The sequence below is a fragment of the Streptomyces diastaticus subsp. diastaticus genome (genome assembly GCF_011170125.1).
GTDB classification, from domain to species: Bacteria; Actinomycetota; Actinomycetes; order Streptomycetales; family Streptomycetaceae; genus Streptomyces; species Streptomyces diastaticus.
Window position 1 is genome coordinate 13,743 of record NZ_BLLN01000002.1, and the last position, 17,546, is coordinate 31,288.

20 protein-coding genes are annotated in these 17,546 nt (G+C 74.6%); 17 read left to right on the forward strand and 3 right to left on the reverse strand.

Annotation, left to right across the window (positions count from 1 at the left end):
* Positions 1-119: 119 nt before the first annotated feature.
* From Sdia_RS01825 to Sdia_RS01855, 7 genes are all read left to right on the forward strand, one after another.
* On the forward strand, positions 120-1,397 hold the full coding sequence (locus tag Sdia_RS01825; protein WP_115067825.1) for a M6 family metalloprotease domain-containing protein: 1,278 nt from the start codon (positions 120-122) through the stop codon (positions 1,395-1,397).
* 163 nt (positions 1,398-1,560) lie between these two features.
* Positions 1,561-1,962 (forward strand): hypothetical protein, encoded by a 402-nt coding sequence (locus Sdia_RS01830; RefSeq protein WP_124287589.1) that lies wholly within the window; start codon positions 1,561-1,563, stop codon positions 1,960-1,962.
* A 142-nt stretch (positions 1,963-2,104) separates the two neighbouring features.
* Positions 2,105-2,671, forward strand: coding sequence for a helix-turn-helix domain-containing protein (locus Sdia_RS01835; RefSeq protein WP_107488284.1), 567 nt, complete (start codon positions 2,105-2,107; stop codon positions 2,669-2,671).
* 350 nt (positions 2,672-3,021) lie between these two features.
* Positions 3,022-3,255: a chaplin gene (locus tag Sdia_RS01840; RefSeq protein ID WP_100456922.1), complete on the forward strand. Its 234-nt coding sequence runs from the start codon at positions 3,022-3,024 to the stop codon at positions 3,253-3,255.
* Positions 3,256-3,413: 158 nt separating this feature from the next.
* On the forward strand, positions 3,414-4,154 hold the full coding sequence (locus tag Sdia_RS01845; RefSeq protein ID WP_100456924.1) for a chaplin: 741 nt from the start codon (positions 3,414-3,416) through the stop codon (positions 4,152-4,154).
* 556 nt (positions 4,155-4,710) lie between these two features.
* The gene (locus Sdia_RS01850) at positions 4,711-5,037 is read left to right on the forward strand and encodes a hypothetical protein (protein ID WP_100456926.1); all 327 of its coding nucleotides are present in this window, start codon (positions 4,711-4,713) and stop codon (positions 5,035-5,037) included.
* A 172-nt stretch (positions 5,038-5,209) separates the two neighbouring features.
* Complete coding sequence (locus tag Sdia_RS01855; RefSeq protein ID WP_115067822.1) at positions 5,210-5,440, forward strand: hypothetical protein; 231 nt, start codon at positions 5,210-5,212, stop codon at positions 5,438-5,440.
* Between the two features lie 99 nt (positions 5,441-5,539).
* On the opposite strand, the gene paaK is transcribed toward Sdia_RS01855, so the two are convergent.
* Together paaK and paaI are read right to left on the reverse strand one after the other, a co-directional pair.
* Positions 5,540-6,895 carry a phenylacetate--CoA ligase PaaK gene (gene paaK / locus Sdia_RS01860; protein WP_189500111.1) on the reverse strand — a complete coding sequence of 452 codons (1,356 nt, stop codon included), beginning with the start codon at positions 6,893-6,895 and terminating at the stop codon, positions 5,540-5,542.
* Positions 6,892-7,443, reverse strand: coding sequence for a hydroxyphenylacetyl-CoA thioesterase PaaI (gene paaI / locus Sdia_RS01865; protein WP_115067820.1), 552 nt, complete (start codon positions 7,441-7,443; stop codon positions 6,892-6,894). Before paaI ends, paaK begins: the two co-directional genes overlap by 4 nt.
* 93 nt (positions 7,444-7,536) lie before the next feature.
* Here paaI and paaN point away from each other — a divergent pair, with 93 nt between their 5' ends.
* Genes paaN through paaE form a run of 9 tightly spaced genes read left to right on the forward strand, consistent with a single transcriptional unit; the run spans position 7,537 to position 16,126 of the window.
* Entirely contained in the window at positions 7,537-9,255 is a 1,719-nt protein-coding gene (paaN, locus tag Sdia_RS01870; RefSeq protein WP_100456930.1) for a phenylacetic acid degradation protein PaaN, read from the forward strand.
* Between the two features lies 1 nt (position 9,256).
* Entirely contained in the window at positions 9,257-10,468 is a 1,212-nt protein-coding gene (locus Sdia_RS01875; RefSeq protein WP_100456932.1) for a thiolase family protein, read from the forward strand.
* Complete coding sequence (locus Sdia_RS01880; protein ID WP_189500112.1) at positions 10,465-11,259, forward strand: enoyl-CoA hydratase/isomerase family protein; 795 nt, start codon at positions 10,465-10,467, stop codon at positions 11,257-11,259. Before Sdia_RS01875 ends, Sdia_RS01880 begins: the two co-directional genes overlap by 4 nt.
* Entirely contained in the window at positions 11,256-12,140 is an 885-nt protein-coding gene (locus Sdia_RS01885; RefSeq protein ID WP_100456936.1) for a 3-hydroxyacyl-CoA dehydrogenase family protein, read from the forward strand. The genes Sdia_RS01880 and Sdia_RS01885 overlap by 4 nt, the downstream gene beginning before the upstream one ends.
* A gap of 5 nt (positions 12,141-12,145) precedes the next feature.
* Positions 12,146-13,126, forward strand: coding sequence for a 1,2-phenylacetyl-CoA epoxidase subunit PaaA (gene paaA, locus Sdia_RS01890; RefSeq protein ID WP_100456937.1), 981 nt, complete (start codon positions 12,146-12,148; stop codon positions 13,124-13,126).
* Positions 13,123-13,440, forward strand: coding sequence for a 1,2-phenylacetyl-CoA epoxidase subunit PaaB (paaB, locus tag Sdia_RS01895; protein WP_003950194.1), 318 nt, complete (start codon positions 13,123-13,125; stop codon positions 13,438-13,440). Before paaA ends, paaB begins: the two co-directional genes overlap by 4 nt.
* Before the next feature lie 53 nt (positions 13,441-13,493).
* Complete coding sequence (gene paaC / locus Sdia_RS01900) at positions 13,494-14,354, forward strand: 1,2-phenylacetyl-CoA epoxidase subunit PaaC (protein WP_100456938.1); 861 nt, start codon at positions 13,494-13,496, stop codon at positions 14,352-14,354.
* Positions 14,351-15,004 (forward strand): 1,2-phenylacetyl-CoA epoxidase subunit PaaD, encoded by a 654-nt coding sequence (gene paaD / locus Sdia_RS01905; protein WP_189500132.1) that lies wholly within the window; start codon positions 14,351-14,353, stop codon positions 15,002-15,004. The genes paaC and paaD overlap by 4 nt, the downstream gene beginning before the upstream one ends.
* Positions 15,005-16,126, forward strand: a complete 1,122-nt coding sequence (paaE, locus tag Sdia_RS01910; protein ID WP_189400275.1) for a 1,2-phenylacetyl-CoA epoxidase subunit PaaE — start codon at positions 15,005-15,007, stop codon at positions 16,124-16,126.
* Positions 16,127-16,327: 201 nt separating this feature from the next.
* On the opposite strand, the gene Sdia_RS01915 is transcribed toward paaE, so the two are convergent.
* Positions 16,328-16,738, reverse strand: a complete 411-nt coding sequence (locus tag Sdia_RS01915; protein WP_030309946.1) for a rodlin — start codon at positions 16,736-16,738, stop codon at positions 16,328-16,330.
* A gap of 308 nt (positions 16,739-17,046) precedes the next feature.
* Between Sdia_RS01915 and Sdia_RS01920 the strand changes: the two genes are divergently transcribed.
* Positions 17,047-17,457 carry a rodlin gene (locus Sdia_RS01920; protein ID WP_100456942.1) on the forward strand — a complete coding sequence of 137 codons (411 nt, stop codon included), beginning with the start codon at positions 17,047-17,049 and terminating at the stop codon, positions 17,455-17,457.
* Positions 17,458-17,546: the final 89 nt, after the last annotated feature.

Below are 17,546 nucleotides of genomic sequence, written 5' to 3' on the forward strand. Positions count from 1 at the left end.
GAGCGGGTGGGCGTGCCCCCGTTCGGTCGCACTCAGCGAGCGGCCCCCCACCCTCCGGCAGAGGGTGAACGGACAGGCGCAGCCGGGCCGGTCGGCTGCCGCGACCGGAAGGCCACCGCATGTCGCGCACCCGTCAGCGGATATCCGGAACCCGGCGCCACGTCCTGCTCGCCTCGGTCACCGCCCTCACTCTCGCGGTCACCACCTCGGCGAGCACCGGCGGCCTGCTGGAGGGGCCGCCCACGGCGGGTCCGGCCGCGATGGCCCGCTCGACGGTGCTGGGACCCTGCATGATCAGCGGCGCCATGGGCGTCCAGATGTCGGAGGGGCTGCCGACCGCTCCCGGCTACACCCGTTCCACCGGCACCGTCCGCGCCCTCAACCTGATGATCGACTTCCCCGACGCCACCGGCGAGGGCAGCGCCAAGGACCGGCTGGCGGAGTTCTTCCCGCAGACCACGGACTGGTTCCGCACCAGTTCCTACGGACGCCTCGACTACCGCCCCGAGGCCCCCATGACCGACTGGCTGCGTATGCCGGCCCCTTTCTCCTCGTACGGCCTGGACCGGGGCGCGCCCTTCGACCCCGGGTACCGGGAGCTGGTCCAGGACATCGTGGCCGAGGCCGACCCCGAGGTGGACTTCAGCGAGTACGACCTGCTCAACGTCCTCATCACGCCGAACGCCGGGCCGTCGGCCCTGGAGACCGTGCTGTCGGTGACCTTCGCCGGGAACCAGGAGGCACCCGTGGCCGACGGAGTCCCCGTCGCCAACGCCTCGTTCGTCTACAGCCGCCAGGACGACGGCTCGGGCTCCTTCGCCCAGACCGGCTACCGCGTCCTGCCGCACGAGAACGGCCACGTCTTCGGCCTCCCCGACCTGTACACCGCCGACGGCGGGGCGGCGGTCGGCCACTGGGACATCATGAGCGAGGACTGGGGCGCCAACAACGACCTGCTCGGCTGGCACAAGTGGAAGCTCGGCTGGCTCGACGACGACCAGGTCCGCTGCGCCTCGACCCCGGGCACCACCGAACACCGCCTGCGCCCGCTCGCCGAGAAGGGCGGCACCAAACTCGTCTTCATCCCGCTGAGCGGCTCCACCGGTTACGCCCTGGAGGTCCGCACCCAGGACGGCAACGACGAGGCCGTCTGCCGCCCCGGGGTGCTCGTCTACCGCGTCGACGCCGAGGTCGACACCGGGCTCGGCCCGATCGAGGTGGTCGACGCGACCCGCGACAGCGGCGGCTGCACCCGGCGCCCCAACGTCCACGCGGAACTCTCCGACGCGCCGTTCCGCCCCGGGGAGTCCTTCGACGCCGACGAGGACGGCGTCCGGGTCACCGTCGCCGGCGCCGACCTCGAAGGCACCTACACGGTGCGCGTCAGCCGGAAGTGAGCGCCGGCCGGCGTCCACGGGCGAGGGCGCGGCGCTCCACACGGAAACGGGCGTGGAGCCGCCCGGACGGCCCAGTACGCGTGACCCGGTCGGCCCCGTGTCGTTGGCGTCATCGTCCGCCCACCACGGCGGAACCCCGCGACATCCCCGACCTAGGAGAATCATGCGCAACCGCCGCACCGCCCGCGCCGCCACCCTCACCGTCCTGATGAGCGGCGCCGCGCTCGCCGCTGCGGGTGCCGCGCAGGCAGACACGGGCACGTCCCCGCAGCCGGCCGCCCCGAGCGCCGGCGCCCAGGACACCCTCCAGGGCCTGCCGGTCGTGGGCGACCTGGCCAAGGTTCTGCCGACCCAGGCGATCTCCGGCCTGATCCCCGGCGGTCTCCCCACCGACCAGGTGCTGGGCAACCTGCCCGCCGACGCGGTCACCGGCCGGCTCCCCGCCGCTGCCGACACCGTCACCGGTGCCGCCTCGCGCGCGCTGCCCGCCGACTCGGCCGGCAACAGCCTGCCCACGGACGGCCTGCCCGTCCAGCAGCTCATCGGCGGTCTGCCCCTCGGCTGACCCCGGCCGCCACGGCGCGGGGGCGCCGACGACTTCCGCCCGGAGCGTCGGCGCCCCCGCGCCGTGGCCGTCGGCGCCCGCGCCCCGGCCGCGCGCCGACCCGTACGCGACCCACCCTCCCCCCACACGGACGGAGCAGCACATGCCTACGCAGAAAGGCCGCCGCCAGAAGGCCCGCAAACAGAAGGGCCGCCGCCACCGCACCGTCAACCGCACCCCGCGCCCCGTCGCCCGGACCCGGCCTCCGGGCGGCGCCGGGCAGGGCGAGGGGCCCGCGGCACCGGCGGCCACCGCCCGTACGGCGCCGCCCGCGGCCACCAGTCCCCCGCCCGGGCCGCCCGGCGTGACGGTCGAGCCCCGGTCCGGCGCGGCACCCGCGGCCGCCGCCTCCCCCACCCGGTTCCCCGACGCCCCCGCCGAGGTCTTCGCCCCCGTCGGCGCGGGCGGACTCGGGCGGACCGCCGAGCGGAGCTGGCGCCACCTGCGCGCCGCCGGCGCCGGCGGCGCGGGACTGGACGAGGTGAGCGCCGCCGCGGGCTACCAGCCGGCCACCGTCACCCGCCATCTGGAGGGCCTCGCCGAGCGCGGCCTCGCCCGGCTGGACGGGGGCCGCTGGTACGCCGTCGCACCGGGCGGCTCAGGAGGCGCCGTTCGCGGTGCGGCCGCCGCCGAGGCGTCCGCCCCCGCACCGGCTCCGGCGTCTGCCTGACCGTGCGGCAGCGCACCCCGTACCGCGCGGCCCGCAAATAGAACTATTCACGCGCTCCGTTACGCGCCCGGCGCACACGACGTTGGGCACTGCGGTTCGTTCCCTGGCCGGGTCTGGGCGACATCCAGTTGCCCCGGCCCGGCATTCAGCAGAAACCGTTCCTCAAATCCCCGGTCGGCCTCGGGCACAGGGCGTTCGGGTGGTGGTGGGAAACCGCCCGCATTTCCTCAGTTTCCTCACACCCATCCGGTCGTTACCGATATCGACGGCGACGAAACGGGGCGTGACACCGACTCGTGCAGCGCGAAAGACGTGGCTGTGTAGGGCGTCGCCGCCGGAAAGGTACAACCGTGAAGTACATGAAGAGCGCCGCATTCCTCGCCGGTTCGCTGATGGCCGTCGGCGCGGCCACCCCGGCCCTGGCCGACGCGGGCGCCGGTGCCGCCGCCACCCACTCCCCCGGCGTTCTGTCGGGCAACGTGGTCCAGGTCCCGGTCCACATCCCCGTGAACCTCTGCGGCAACACCGTCAACGTCGTCGGCCTGCTGAACCCGGCCTTCGGCAACAAGTGCGTCAACGCCTGACGGCGTTCTCCGGGCCCCGGCGCCCGGACCAGTGGAGCGGCCCCCGAGCGCACGCCATGCGTTCGGGGGCCGTTCCCCCAGCAGCACGGGCGGGCAGCGGGCCCTCCCGACCTGAAAAGACAGGGAACGATCAAGTGCGACAGGTTATGAGCAGGAGCATGCTCGCCGCCGCGGCGGCGACCGGACTCCTCTCGGTGACGGGCGGAGCCGCCCACGCCGACGCCGGCGCGGCGGGAGCCGCCGCGAACTCCCCGGGCGTCGCCTCCGGCAACACCGTTCAGGCACCGGTCCACGTGCCGGTGAACCTCTGCGGCAACACCGTCAACATCATCGGCCTGCTGAACCCGGCCTTCGGCAACAAGTGCGCCAACGTGGGCGACGGGGGCGCCAAGGCCGAGGGCGCCGCCACCCACTCTCCCGGCGTCGCCTCGGGCAACGTCGTGCAGGCCCCGGTCCACGTGCCGCTCAACGCCTGCGGCAACACCGTCGACGTGGTCGGAATCCTCAACCCGGCCTTCGGCAACGAGTGCGTCAACACGGACGGGAAGCCGCCCAAGGAGCAGCCCCCGACGGAGCAGCCCCCCACGGAGCAGCCCCCGACGGAAGAGCCGCCGACCGAGCAGCCGCCGACCGAGCAGCCCCCGACGGAGCAGCCCCCGACGGAGCAGCCGCCCACCGAGCAGCCCCCCACGGAGCAGCCCCCGACGGAGCAGCCGCCGACCGAGGAGCCCCCTGCCGAGGAGCCGCCCGCCGAGGAGCCCCCCACCGGCCGTGACAAGCCGAAGGAGGAGCTGGCCCGGACCGGCGCCGAGCAGATCGGTACCGCCGCCGCCCTCTCCGCCGCTCTGCTCGGCGGTGGCCTGCTGCTGGTCCGCCGCGGCCGGTCCGCCCGCCGCTGACCGACCGGGCCCTCGGGCCCGCCCAGTCCTGCCCTCCGTCGCCGCCGGGCAGGACACGCCACCGGGCCGCCTCCGCACCGCGCGAGGCGGCCCGGTCGCGTCACCAGGGCCGCCCGCCCCTGCGCCCTCGGACCGCGATTCCCGGAACAACGGGCCGAGCGGGCGAATTGGCCGCCGTAAGCCTCGCGCGTCACGGGAATCGCCGATACCCCTCTCCGCGCGGACGGGTATTCCGGACAGGGGCGAGGAAAAGCCCCTCGGGGCATTGCGCCGGCACGCCCGGATTTGCACGGCCGGATCCGGCGCGCTTCACGCGCCGGGCGTGCGCTGCCCTTTCCCGTCGCGCCTCCGGCCCGACACGACGCCACGCGTCCGGGTGAATCCGCCGGGCGCGGGCCGTACGCCGGGTTTCCCGAGCGGCGGCCTTTCGTTGAGCAGTCGCGTGCACGTTTCGCCGCGCAGTCGCATTGACGCCGTCGCCTGCGCGCGGCCAGCCGCCGCGCCCGGACGCGACCGGACCGCCGGGCCGTTTCCCGGCACGGAAAGAAGGACTCCCATGAAGCACCGCAGGACCGCCTCCGCCGTCGCCGTCTCGATGCTGGCGGCCGGCGCCGCGGCCGCCGCCGCCACCCCGGCGCTCGCCGCCGACGCCTCGCCGGTACCGATGAGCCTCAACGCCGGTGTGGACAAGGTGACCGAGTCGCTGGAGACGCACCGCCTCGGCGGCCAGGTCACCGACCCGGTGCTGCGCGGCGCCGACACCGCCGTGGAGCAGGTGCGGGGCAGCGACCTCGGCAAGGCCGGGGAGGGCGTCAGCCAGGTCGCCGGTGCCGCCGGGTCGCTGCTCGGCGGGGTGCCGCTGGAGGGCCTGCCGCTGCGCTGAGCCGCCGGGGCGGCGCGGCCGGGCACGGGCGGTCGGGGAGCGCATCCGCGGGGCGCCCGTCCGGCCCCGGAAGACCGCCCGGAGTGCTGGACGACGGCGCGGCACGACATGGCCGGGGACCGACGGAGGTAGGGCTTCTGACGTCCCTTTCTCTCCGCACACAGGAGCTAGCATGCGCAAGATGCTCGGCCGTACGGCAGCCGCCGCGGCCCTCGCCGCCGCCGCCCTCGTCCCGCTCGCCGGCACCGCCTCGGCCGCGGACCCGCACGGCACGCCCAGCAGCAACCAGGGCACCTTCTGGGGCGACCCGGACAACGACTACCAGAACACCCAGAACCAGGACAACGACCTCCTGGACCTCGACCAGGTGCTCAACGACGTGCTGGACCTCGACCTGCTCTGACCGGTGGGTCGCGCGCCGGACGGCGCGTTCCGGCAGGGGCTCCGCGCACCCGGTGCGTGGGGCCCCTCCCGCGCGTTCCGGCACGGCTCGGCGGGGGCCTCAGCCCGTCGCGGCCGCGCGCTCGTCGATGATGCGGCGGATCTTGCCGACGGAGCGTTCCAGCGTCTCCGGGTCCACGATCTCCACCGCCGCGGTGACCCCGACGCCGTCCTTGACGGCCTTGCGGATCGCGGCGGCGGCGCTCTCGCGCACCGCGGCGTCCGCGGTGGGCCGGGCCTCCGCGCGTACCGTCAGGTGGTCCATCCGGCCGCGCTTGGCCAGGTGGAGCTGGAAGTGCGGGGCGACGCCCTCGGTGCGGAGCAGGATCTCCTCGATCTGGCTGGGGAAGAGGTTGACCCCGCGCAGGATGATCATGTCGTCGGAGCGCCCGCTGATCTTCTCCATGCGGCGCATGGCCGGGCGCGCGGTGCCGGGGAGCAGCCGGGTCAGGTCGCGGGTGCGGTAGCGGACGACCGGCATGGCCTCCTTGGTGAGGCTGGTGAGGACCAGTTCGCCGTGCTCGCCGGCGGGCAGCACCTCGCCGCTGACCGGGTCGACGATCTCCGGGTAGAAGTGGTCCTCCCACAGGTGCAGGCCGTCCTTGGTGTCGACGCACTCCTGCGCGACGCCGGGGCCCATGACCTCGGAGAGGCCGTAGATGTCGACCGCGTGCAGGTCCATGCGGTCCTCGATCTCGCGGCGCATCTCCTCGGTCCACGGCTCGGCGCCGAAGACACCGGCGCGCAGCGAGGTGGTGCGCGGGTCGATGCCCTGGCGCTCGAACTCGTCGAGGAGGGTGAGCAGGTAGGACGGGGTGACCATGATGATCTCGGGCCGGAAGTCCTGGATGATCTGGACCTGGCGGGCGGTCATGCCACCGGAGGCGGGGATCACGGTGCAGCCGGCCCGCTCGACTCCGTAGTGCGCGCCGAGCCCCCCGGTGAACAGCCCGTACCCGTACGCGACGTGGACCTTGTCGCCCGGCCGGGCGCCGGCGGCGCGCAGCGAGCGGGCGACGAGGTCGGCCCAGACGGAGAGGTCGTGGTCGGTGTAGCCGACGACGGTGGGGCGCCCGGTGGTGCCGCTGGAGGCGTGGATGCGGCGGATGTCGGCCTGCGGGACGGCGAACATGCCGAAGGGGTACGACTCGCGCAGGTCGGCCTTGGCGGTGAAGGGGAAGCGCGCGAGGTCGTCCAGGGTGCGGCAGTCGTCCGGGCAGACGCCGGCCTCATCGAACGTGCGGCGGTACAGCGGCACGTTGTCGTAGGCGTGGCGCAGGCTCGCGCGCAGGCGCTCCAGCTGGAGGGCGCGCAGTCCGGGGACGGTGAGGCGCTCGGCGGGGTCCTTCAGCTCGTCGGGCAGCGGCTCGCCCAGCCGGGACGTCCCTGCCCCGGCCGTAGTGCTGTTCATGATCATCCTTCCACGGCTCGTATCACGCGGCTGCGGCCGCGGAACTCGGCGACGACCTGGTCGTCGCGGGTGACGCGCACGTCATAGACGCCGCTGCGCCCGAAGCGGGTGCGCTCGACGGCGTGGGCCGTCAGCACGTCGCCCTCGCGGGCGGGCGCGACGAAGACGATGTCGGCGGCGGCCGCCACGGTCAGGGGTCCGTAGCTGTTGCAGGCGCAGGCGAACGCGGTGTCGGCGAGGGTGAAGAGGAAGCCGCCGTGGGCGGTGCCGTGGCCGTTGACCATGGCGCCGGTGATCGTCATGGCGACGCGCGCGGTGCCCTGTCCGACGGACTGGAGGGTCATCCCGAGTCCTCGCGAGGCGGCGTCGGCGGCGAACATCCGGGCGGCGGGGCCCTCGGGGGCGGCGGGGTCCGGCGTCACCCGGTCGGCCGTACGGCCCGCGCCGGGCGCCCGGGCCGTCCCGGCGTCCGGCGCCACCCCCGGAATCCCGGGCTCCGCCGGCTCCCGGGGCCCCGCGCCCGGGCCCGTCCGCACGTCCTCGCCACGTCCCATGCGGCCCTCACCCCTTGCTGCCCGACCGAACATTCGGTTAGCTTGCGACCAGCTCAGTAATTCAGCATCCGATCTGCCTGTCAAGGGGTGCCCATGCCTTCTCCCGACGCCACCGCCACCACCGGCGCGGCCGACTTCTTCGCCCGCCACGAGACCCTGCTGAGCAGGGCTTCGGCCGAGATCACCGCCCGCGGATTCTGGTCGGCGTACCCGGAGTCGCCGAGCCGTTCCGTCTACGGCGACGGCGCGGCCGAGGCGGGCGAGGCGGCCTTCGAGGCGCGGCTCGGCCGCCCCTTCGCGCTGCCCGGCCACCCCGGCGAGGCGGGCGCCGTCGGCGGCGAGGTCTCCCCCTACGGCCGCACCCTCGGCGTGACCTACCCGGCCCTGGCCCCGGCCGACGCGGTGGCCGCCGCCAAGGCCGCCGGGCGGAGCTGGCGCCGGGCCACACCGGACGAGCGCGCCGGGGTCGCCGCCGAGATCCTGGCCCGGCTCAACGCGGCCTCCTTCGAGATGGCCCACGCCGTCCACCACACCACCGGCCAGCCCTTCGTGATGGCCTTCCAGGCGGGCGGCCCGAACGCGCAGGACCGGGGCCTGGAGGCGGTGGCGTACGCCTGGGCCGAGCAGAAGCGGCACCCGGCGGCGGCGCGGTGGGAGAAGCCCGCGCGCAAGGGTGAGCCGACAGTCCTGGAGAAGACGTTCACGCCCCTCGGCGCGGGCGTCTCGCTGCTGGTCGCCTGCAACACCTTCCCGACCTGGAACGGCTACCCGGGCCTGTTCGCCTCGCTGGTCACCGGCAACCCGGTGATCGTCAAGCCCCACCCGGGCGCGGTCCTGCCGCTGGCGATCAGCGTCGGCCTCGCCCGCGAGGTGCTGGCCGAGGCCGGCTTCGACCCGGACGTGGTGCTGCTCGCCGCCGAGGAGGCGGGCGGTCGCAGCGCCGCCGAGCTGGCCGTCCACCCGGACGTGCGGATCGTCGACTTCACCGGTTCCTCGGAGTTCGGCACCTGGCTGGAGCGCAACGCCCTCCAGGCCGCCGTGTACACCGAGAAGGCCGGGCTGAACACGGTCGTCCTGGACTCCACCGACGACTACAAGGGCCTGCTGCGGAACCTCTCGTTCTCGCTCTCCCTCTACAGCGGCCAGATGTGCACCACCCCGCAGAACCTCTACGTACCGCGCGAGGGTCTCGCCACCGACCAGGGCGTGAAGACCCCGGCCGAGTTCGGCGCTGACCTGGGCGCGGCCCTCGACAAGCTGCTCGGCGACCCGGAGCGGGCGGCCGGGACGCTGGGCGCGCTGGTCGGCGCGCCGGTGGTGGAGCGGGTCGAGCGGGCCGCGAAGCTCGGCGGGACGAGCTGGGGCGGGCAGGCCCTGGTCCACCCGTCCTCGGAGGCGGCGGTGCAGCGTTCGCCGCTGGTCACCCTGCTGGACGCCGACGCGGACGCCGAGACGTACCGCAGCGAGTGGTTCGGGCCGATCTCCTTCGTGGTCGCCACCGACTCGACCGACCACTCCCTCGCGCTCTTCCGGGAGACCGTCGGCGAGCACGGCGCGCTGACCGCCACCGTCCACTCGACCAGCGAGGACGTGCTGGAGCGGGCCCGGGAGGCGGCGCTGGAGGCGGGGGTGCACCTGGCGGAGAACTTCACCGGCTCGGTCTTCGTCAACCAGTCGGCGGCCTTCAGCGACTTCCACGGCTCGGCCGCCAACCCGGCCGCCTCCGCCACCCTCACCGACCCGGCCTTCGTCACCGGCCGCTTCCACACCCTCCAGTCCCGCCGTCCGGCCCGCCCGGTCCGGGGAGCCTGACGTGCCCGAGGAGGTCTACCTGATCGACGGGGCGCGCACCCCGCAGGGCAAGTACGGCGGGGCCCTCGCCCAGGTACGCCCCGACGACCTGGCCGCGCTCGTCGTCGGCGAGGCCGTGCGGCGCGCCCAGGTGCCCGCCGACGCGGTCGACGAGGTCATCCTCGGCGCCGCCAACCAGGCGGGCGAGGACAACAGGGACGTCGCGCGGATGGCGGTGCTGCTGGCGGGGCTGCCGCACACCGTGCCCGGCTACACCGTCAACCGGCTCTGCGCCTCCGGCCTGACCGCCGTCGCCTCGGCGGCCCAGGCCATCCGCTCCGGCGAGGCCGAGGTGGCGGTGGCGGGCGGTGTCGAGTCGATGACCCGCGCCCCCTGGGTGATGGCGAAGCCCGGCACGCCCTGGGCCAAGCCCGGCGAGGTCTTCGACACCTCGCTGGGGTGGCGGTTCACCAACCCGCGGTTCGCCGCGGCCGACCGGGCCCCGGCGCCCGGCGAGGGCCCGGTGACGCTCTCCATGGGCGAGACGGCCGAGGAGGTCGCCGCGCTCGACGGGATCACCCGTGAGCAGTCCGACGCCTTCGCGCTCCGCTCGCACCAGCGGGCGGTCGCCGCCCAGCGGGCCGGGCGGTTCGACCGCGAGATCGTGCCGGTCCCGGTGAAGGACGGCGAGGTCACCGCGGACGAGGGCCCGCGCCCCTCCACCACGCTGGAGAAGCTGGCCACGCTGCGGACCGTCTTCCGGGCCGACGGCATCGTCACCGCCGGGGCCTCCTCGCCGCTCTCGGACGGCGCCTCGGCGCTGGTCGTGGCGAGCGGTACGGCCGTCGAGCGGTACGGGCTGACGCCGCGCGCCCGGATCGTCACCGCCGCCTCGGCCGGGGTCGAGCCGCACCTGATGGGCCTCGGCCCGGTGCCGGCGACGCTGAAGGCGCTGGAGCGGGCCGGGTGGACGGCGGCCGACGTGGAGGCGGCCGAGCTGAACGAGGCGTTCGCCGCGCAGGCCCTCGCCGTGATCGGCCGCCTGAAGCTGGACCCGGAGCGGGTCAACGCCGACGGCGGCGCCATCGCGCTCGGCCACCCGCTGGGCTCCTCGGGCTCCCGCATCCTGCTGACCCTGCTGGGCCGCCTGGAGCGCGAGGAGGCCCGCCGGGGCCTGGCCACGCTCTGCGTCGGCGTCGGCCAGGGCGTCGCGATGCTGGTGGAGCGGGTATGAGTACGGACACGCGTACGGGCGCGTTCACCACCCTCACCGTCGAGGAGCGGGACGACCGGGTCGTGGTGACCCTGGACCGGCCCGAGGCGCGCAACGCCATCAGCGCCCGCATGATCCGCGAGCTGCACACGGTCTGCGAGGCGCTGGAGGACGAGCCGCGCTTCCTGCTGCTGACCGGCGCCGGCCGGGTCTTCGCGGGCGGCGCCGACATCGCCGAGCTGCGCGAACGCGGCCGTGACCAGGCGCTCCAGGGCGTCAACAGCCGCCTGTTCGAGCGGGTCCGCCGGCTGCCCCTGCCGACGGTGGCCGCCGTCGACGGGTGGGCGCTGGGCGGCGGTGCCGAGCTGGCGTACGCCTGCGACCTGCGGATCGCGGGGCCCGACGCGGTCTTCGGCAACCCGGAGCCCGGCCTCGGCATCCTCGCCGCCGCCGGGGCCTGCTGGCGGCTGCCGGAGCTGGTCGGCGAGTCGGTCGCCAAGCAGGTGCTGCTGGCCGGCCGGCGGCTGGACGCCCAGGCGGCGCTCGCCTGCGGCCTGGTCGCCGACGTGGTCCCGGCCGGGGAGCTGACCGCTGCCGCCCACCGGATGCTGGACCGGATGGCCCGCCAGTCGGCCACCGCGCTGCGGCTGACCAAGCTGGTCGTGGACGCCCCCGGCGCCCACCCGGTCGCCGACGACCTCGCGCAGGCGGTGCTCTTCGAGGGCGCCGACAAGCGCGAGCGGATGACCGCCTTCCTGGAGCGCGGCTCCGCCCGCTCCGCCACTTCCGCCCCCTCGGAGGCCCCCTCATGACCACCGGCACCGGACCGGCCCCCGCCCTGCCCCAAAGCGTCGCCGTGATCGGCGGCGGGCGGATGGGCGCGGGTATCGCCCAGTCCTTCGCGACGGCCGGGGCGCCGGTCACCGTGGTCGAGCAGAGCCGCGAGGCGGCCGAGGCGGTCCGCGGCCGGATCGCCGGGTCGCTGGAGCGGGCCGCCGGGCGCGGGCTGATCGACGCCGGCCCGGCCGAGGTGCTGGACCGGATGGCCTTCGCCGACGCGGTGACCGGGCTGGACCCGGCGACCGAGCTGGTCGTGGAGGCCGTACCGGAGGACGCCGGGCTGAAGGCGAGGTTGCTGGCCGCCGCCGAGCGGGTGGTGGGCGAGGGGACGGTGCTGGCGACCAACACCAGTTCGCTGTCGGTCACCGAGCTGGCGGCCGTGCTCCAGCGGCCCGCGCGCTTCCTCGGCATGCACTTCTTCAACCCGGTCCCGGCCTCCGCCCTGATCGAGCTGGTCGTCGCGGAGGACACCGACCCGTCCGTGGTGGACCGGGCGCTGGCCTGGACGGCGGCGCTCGGCAAGAAGGACGTCGTCGTCAAGGACTCGCCCGGCTTCGCCTCCAGCCGCCTGGGCGTGGCTCTCGGCCTGGAGGCGATCCGCATGGTCGAGGAGGGCGTCGCCTCCGCCGAGGCCATCGACGACGCCATGCGGCTCGGCTACAAGCACCCCATGGGCCCACTGCGCCTGACCGACCTGGTCGGCCTGGACGTGCGCCTGGCCATCGCCGAGTACCTGCACGCCACCCTCGGCGAGCGGTTCGCCCCGCCGCGGCTCCTGCGGGACAAGGTGGCCCGGGGCGAGCTGGGGCGCTCCACCGGACAGGGTTTCCACACATGGGAGAAGCAGAGGTGAGCCAGATGACCGCGACCGAGGCGCCCGGCGAGAGCGCGCTCCAGGAGCACTTCGACGCCACGATCGAGCGCGACCAGCGGGTGGAGCCGCGCGACTGGATGCCCGAGGGGTACCGGAAGACGCTGATCCGGCAGATCGCGCAGCACGCCCACTCCGAGATCATCGGGATGCAGCCGGAGGGCGACTGGATCACCCGCGCGCCCTCGCTGCGCCGCAAGTCGATCCTCTTCGCCAAGGTGCAGGACGAGGCGGGCCACGGGCTGTACCTGTACAGCGCGGCCGAGACGCTCGGCGCCGACCGCGACGACCTCACCGAGCGGCTGATCACCGGCCGCCAGAAGTACTCCTCGATCTTCAACTACCCGACGCCGACCTTCGCCGACGTCGGCGTCATCGGCTGGTTCGTGGACGGCGCCGCCATCTGCAACCAGGTCCCGCTCTGCCGCAGTTCGTACGGCCCGTACGCGCGGGCGATGGTGCGGGTCTGCAAGGAGGAGTCGTTCCACCAGCGGCAGGGCTACGAGCTGCTGATGACGATGATGTCCGGCACCGAGGGCCAGCGGGCGATGGTGCAGGACGCGGTGGACCGCTGGTGGTGGCCGTCGCTGATGATGTTCGGCCCGCCGGACGACAACTCGCCCAACTCCGAGCGCTCCATGGCCTGGAAGATCAAGCGGCACTCCAACGACGAACTGCGCCGGCGCTTCGTCGACATGACCGTCCCGCAGGCCGAACACCTCGGCGTCACCCTCCCCGACCCCGAGCTGAGGTGGAACGAGGAGCGAGGCCGGTACGACTTCGGCACGCCCGACTACGCCGAGCTGATGCGGGTCATCTCCGGCGACGGCCCGTGCAACGCCGAGCGCGTCGCCCGCCGCCGCGCCGCCCACGACGAGGGCGCCTGGGTCCGCGAGGCCGCCGCCGCCCACGCCGCCAAGCACACCGCCCGCGACGCCGGGCCCGACCGGACGGAGGCCGCCGCATGAGCGAGACCCCTACCCCCGCCACCGGGAGCCCGCGCGGCTCCTGGCCGCTCTACGAGATCTTCGTCCGCGGCAAGCGCGGCCTCAACCACGTCCACGTCGGCTCGCTGCGCGCCGCCGACGACCGGATGGCCCTGCTCAACGCCCGGGACCTCTACACCCGCCGCAACGAGGGCGTCTCCATCTGGGCGGTCCGCTCCACCGACATCGCCGCCTCCGCCCCGGACGAGAAGGACCCCTTCTTCGCGCCCAGCGGCGACAAGGTCTACCGCCACCCGACGTTCTACGACATCCCCGAGGACGTGCCGCACATCTAGCGGCCCCCGCCCACCCCGAGCAGCAGAGAACCACGGAACAAGGAGCACCCCCGATGAGTGACGAGCACCTCTCGGCGTCCCTGGCCGCCGGAGCAGAGGACGGCGAGGGCCGCTGGGCGTTCGGCACGGGCTTCGAGGACCCGCTGCACGGCGTGGACACCACCGTCCCCGACGGGGTCGACGCCGGCGCGCTGGCCGCGCTCTGCCTCGCCCTCGGCGACGACGCCCTGGTCGGCGCGCAGCGCCTGGCCCAGTGGACCACCGACGCGCCCGAGCTGGAGATCGAGCTGGCCCTCGCCAACATCGGCCTCGACCTCCTCGGCCAGGCCCGCCTCCTCTACGCCCGCACCGGGCAGGTGGACGGCACCGGGCGCGGCGAGGACGACTACGCCTACTGGCGCGAGGCGGACGCCTTCCGCAACGTCCGCCTCGCCGAACTCCCGCGCGGCGACTTCGCCTTCTCCATGGCGCGGCTGCTGGCCCTCTCCGCCTGGCGGCTCGCCCTCTTCCAGCGCCTGGCCGCGGCCCCGGACCCGGTACTGGCCGCCATCGCCGCCAAGGGCGTCAAGGAACTGGCGTACCACCGGCAGTTCGCCGCCGACTGGATCGTGCGGCTCGGCGACGGCACCGAGGAGTCGGCCCGCCGTATGCAGGCCGGGTACGACGAGGTCGGGCCGTGGCTGGGCGAGCTGGCCGCCGACACCTCGGCGGACGCGCTCGGCGGTGACGCGGCGGGGGCCGGAGCCGAACTGCGGCAGGTGTGGGAGGAGACGGCGCGTGCGGCCGGGCTGAGCGTCGGCGCGTATCCGGCGCACTCCGGGGCGGGCCGGGCGGGGGCACGCACCGAGCACCTGGCGCCGCTCCTCGACGAGCTCCAGTCGGTGGCCCGCGCGCACCCCGGGGCGGCGTGGTGACCCGGCCCGGCGCGGCGGTCACCGTCCCGGCCGCGCTCTTCGACGCCGGGCTCGACGCGGTCCTCGCCGAGGCCGCCCGCGACACCGGCGGCCCCGCCCCGCGCGCGGTGCCCGCCGAGGTCCCGGACGCCGGGGCGGACGGGGACGGGCTGGATCGGGCCCGCGCCGCGGCGGCCGCCGTCCACGATCCCGAACTGCCCATGCTGACCCTCGCCGACCTCGGCGTGCTCCGCTCGGTGGCGTACGCCGGGGACGGCGCGGTCGAGGTGGCGCTCACCCCCACCTACTCCGGCTGCCCGGCGCTGGCCGAGATGCGCGCGGAGACCGTACGGGCGGTGCACGAAGCCGGGTTCCCCGAGGTGCGGGTGGTGACCGTGCTGGACCCGCCGTGGTCGACGGACTGGATCAGCGAGGCGGGGCGCCGTGCCCTCGCCGAGCACCACATCGCGCCGCCGGGACCGGCCCCGCACCCCTCGGGCCCGGTACCGCTCACGCTGTCGCCGACCCGCACGGCCGCGCCCGGGGTGGCGTGCCCGCTCTGCGGGGCGGGGCGGACGGAGGAGATCTCCCGGTTCTCCGCCACCTCCTGCCGGGCGCTGCGCCGCTGCCTCGCCTGCCGGGAACCCTTCGAGCACGTCAAGGAGATCTAGATGTCCGCGCCCACCTCGCCCGCCCCCGCCGCCCCGGCCCCGGCTCCCGCCCGCCGCCGGCCCCGGTTCCACGCGCTGCGGGTGGCCTCCGTCGAGCCGTTGTGCGAGGACGCCGCCGCCGTCACCTTCGAGGTGCCCGACGCCCTCGCGGACGCCTTCGCCTTCGCACCCGGCCAGTCGCTGACGGTCCGCCGCACCGTGGACGGCCGCGACGAGCGCCGCTCCTACTCGCTGTGCGCCCCGGCGGGCGCCGCGCCCCGGATCGGCGTGCGGGTGGTGCCGGACGGCCTCTTCTCGACCTGGCTGGTGCGCGAGGTGCGGCCCGGTGACGTGCTCGACGTGATGGAGCCGACCGGCCTGTTCACCCCGGCGCTCGGCGAACCGGGGCACCATGTCCTGGTCGCCGCCGGCTCCGGCATCACCCCGATGCTCTCCATCGCCGCCTCGGTCCTCGCCGGCCACACCGAGGCACGCGTCACCCTGCTCTACGGCAACCGCCGTTCGGGCACGGTGATGTTCGCCGACGAGATCGCCGACCTGAAGGACCGCTACGCAGACCGCTTCCAGGTCGCGCACATCCTCTCCCGGGAGCCCCGCGAGGCCGAGATCCTCTCCGGCCGCCTCGACGCCGAGCGCCTCGCCGCCCTCGTCCCGGCCCTGCTGGACGTGGCCGGCACCGACCACTGGTGGCTGTGCGGCCCGCACGGCATGGTCCGCGACGCGCAGGCCCTGCTGGAACGGCTGGGGGTGCCCGGCGACCGGGTCCACCAGGAGCTGTTCTTCGCCGACGACCAGGAGGAGCCGGCCCCGGTCCGCCGCGAGGAGGACGCGCTGCCCGAGGGCCCGGTCTCCGAGGTGACCCTGGTCCTGGACGGGCGTTCCTCCACCTTCCCGGCGAGCCGTGCCGGGACCGTCCTCGACGGCGCCCAGCGGGTCCGGCCCGATCTGCCGTTCGCCTGCAAGGGAGGTGTCTGCGGCACCTGCCGGGCGAAGATCACGGTGGGCCGGGCCGAGATGCGGCGGAACTTCGCACTGGAGGACGCGGAGGTCGAGCAGGGATACGTCCTGACCTGCCAGACCCGGCCGGTGTCGGAGCAGGTCACGGTCGACTTCGACGTGTGAGCCCGGGCGCCCGCCTGCCCGGCCCGGACCGCCCGCCGTACGCCGCCCGTACGCAGCACGAAGCCCCTGACACGTGGTCAGGGGCTTCGTAGCCGGTCGGCCGGTCACCGGCGGGGTCGCCCTCGGTGGCTCGGGGGGCGCGCTTCCGCTGCCGACGGGGATTGCGGCGCGGCGCGGGCCCGGTGAGCCGGGCGGGGTGGCTCAGCTGTTGCCGGCGCCGTTGCCCGAGAGGATCGGGATGTTGCTCAGGAGGTGCGAGAGCGGCTCGTCACCCTTGGTCTGGGTGGAGTTCTCGACGCACTGCTGCTGCTGCGGCGACGACAGGATCGGGATGTCCTGGACGGAGACCGGCACGAGGCCGACGAGCGAACCGACGTTCGCGTCGGCGGGCAGGCCGATGCACGGCTTGTTGAAGGAGCCCTGGATGAGGCCGATCTGCGGGCTCATGTCACCGGAGGTGGAGGAGTTGCCGTAGTACTGCTCGGCGCCGTTGCCGCTGAGCGAGGTGTGGCCGTTGTCGTCGCCGATGGCCATCGCGGGGGCGGCGGTGGCGGCACCCATACCGATCGCGGAAGCGGCCACGGCCGCGGAGACCATCATCTTCTTCAGCATCTGCTTTTCCTCTTCTTCCGATGTGCACGGGTCGTGCTCCCCGCGCTCTCTGGACAACTCACCACTCCGTAATTGGTGACGCCCGTTCACTCGAACGGAAAACACCCCCGCCCCTCTCCTCACTCACACACCCGAATTCCTCCCCGCTCCGCCGTCGACTCCCCCACCGACTCCGATAATCACAGAACCGCACGCCCCCTCCCCCACCATTGGAGTGACACCGCCCGAACAGGCATAACCTCACCGAAGGCGACGAGTTGTTCAGGGCGCCTCACCCCCGGGGCACTCCATCGGAAAGAGGAATCACTGTGATCAAGAAGGTCATGGCTACCGCTGCCGTCGCCGTCTCCATCCTGGGTGCGGGCGCTGCCGCGGCCGCTCCGGCGATGGCCATCGGTGACGACGGCGGCCACACGTCGCTGAGCGGCAACGGTGCCGAGCAGACCTACGGCAACACCTCGATCGCCGGCGACCAGAGCCCCCAGCTCGGCCTGGTCCAGGGCTCCCTGAACAAGCCCTGCGTCGGTGTGCCGATCGACGCCAACGTCGGCTCGCTCGTCGGCCTCGTGCCGGTCACGGTCCAGGACATCGACGTCCTGTCGTCGCCGCAGCAGCAGCAGTGCGTCGAGAACTCCACCCAGACCAAGGGTGACGAGCCGCTCTCGCACATCCTGAGCAACATCCCGGTCCTCTCGGGCAACGGCGCCGGCAACAGCTGAGCTCTCCCCGCTCGCCGGGCAGCATCCACGGAGCAGACCCCGCCACACGGCGGGGTCTGCTCTGCGTTTCCCCCTGTCCGACCGGACCG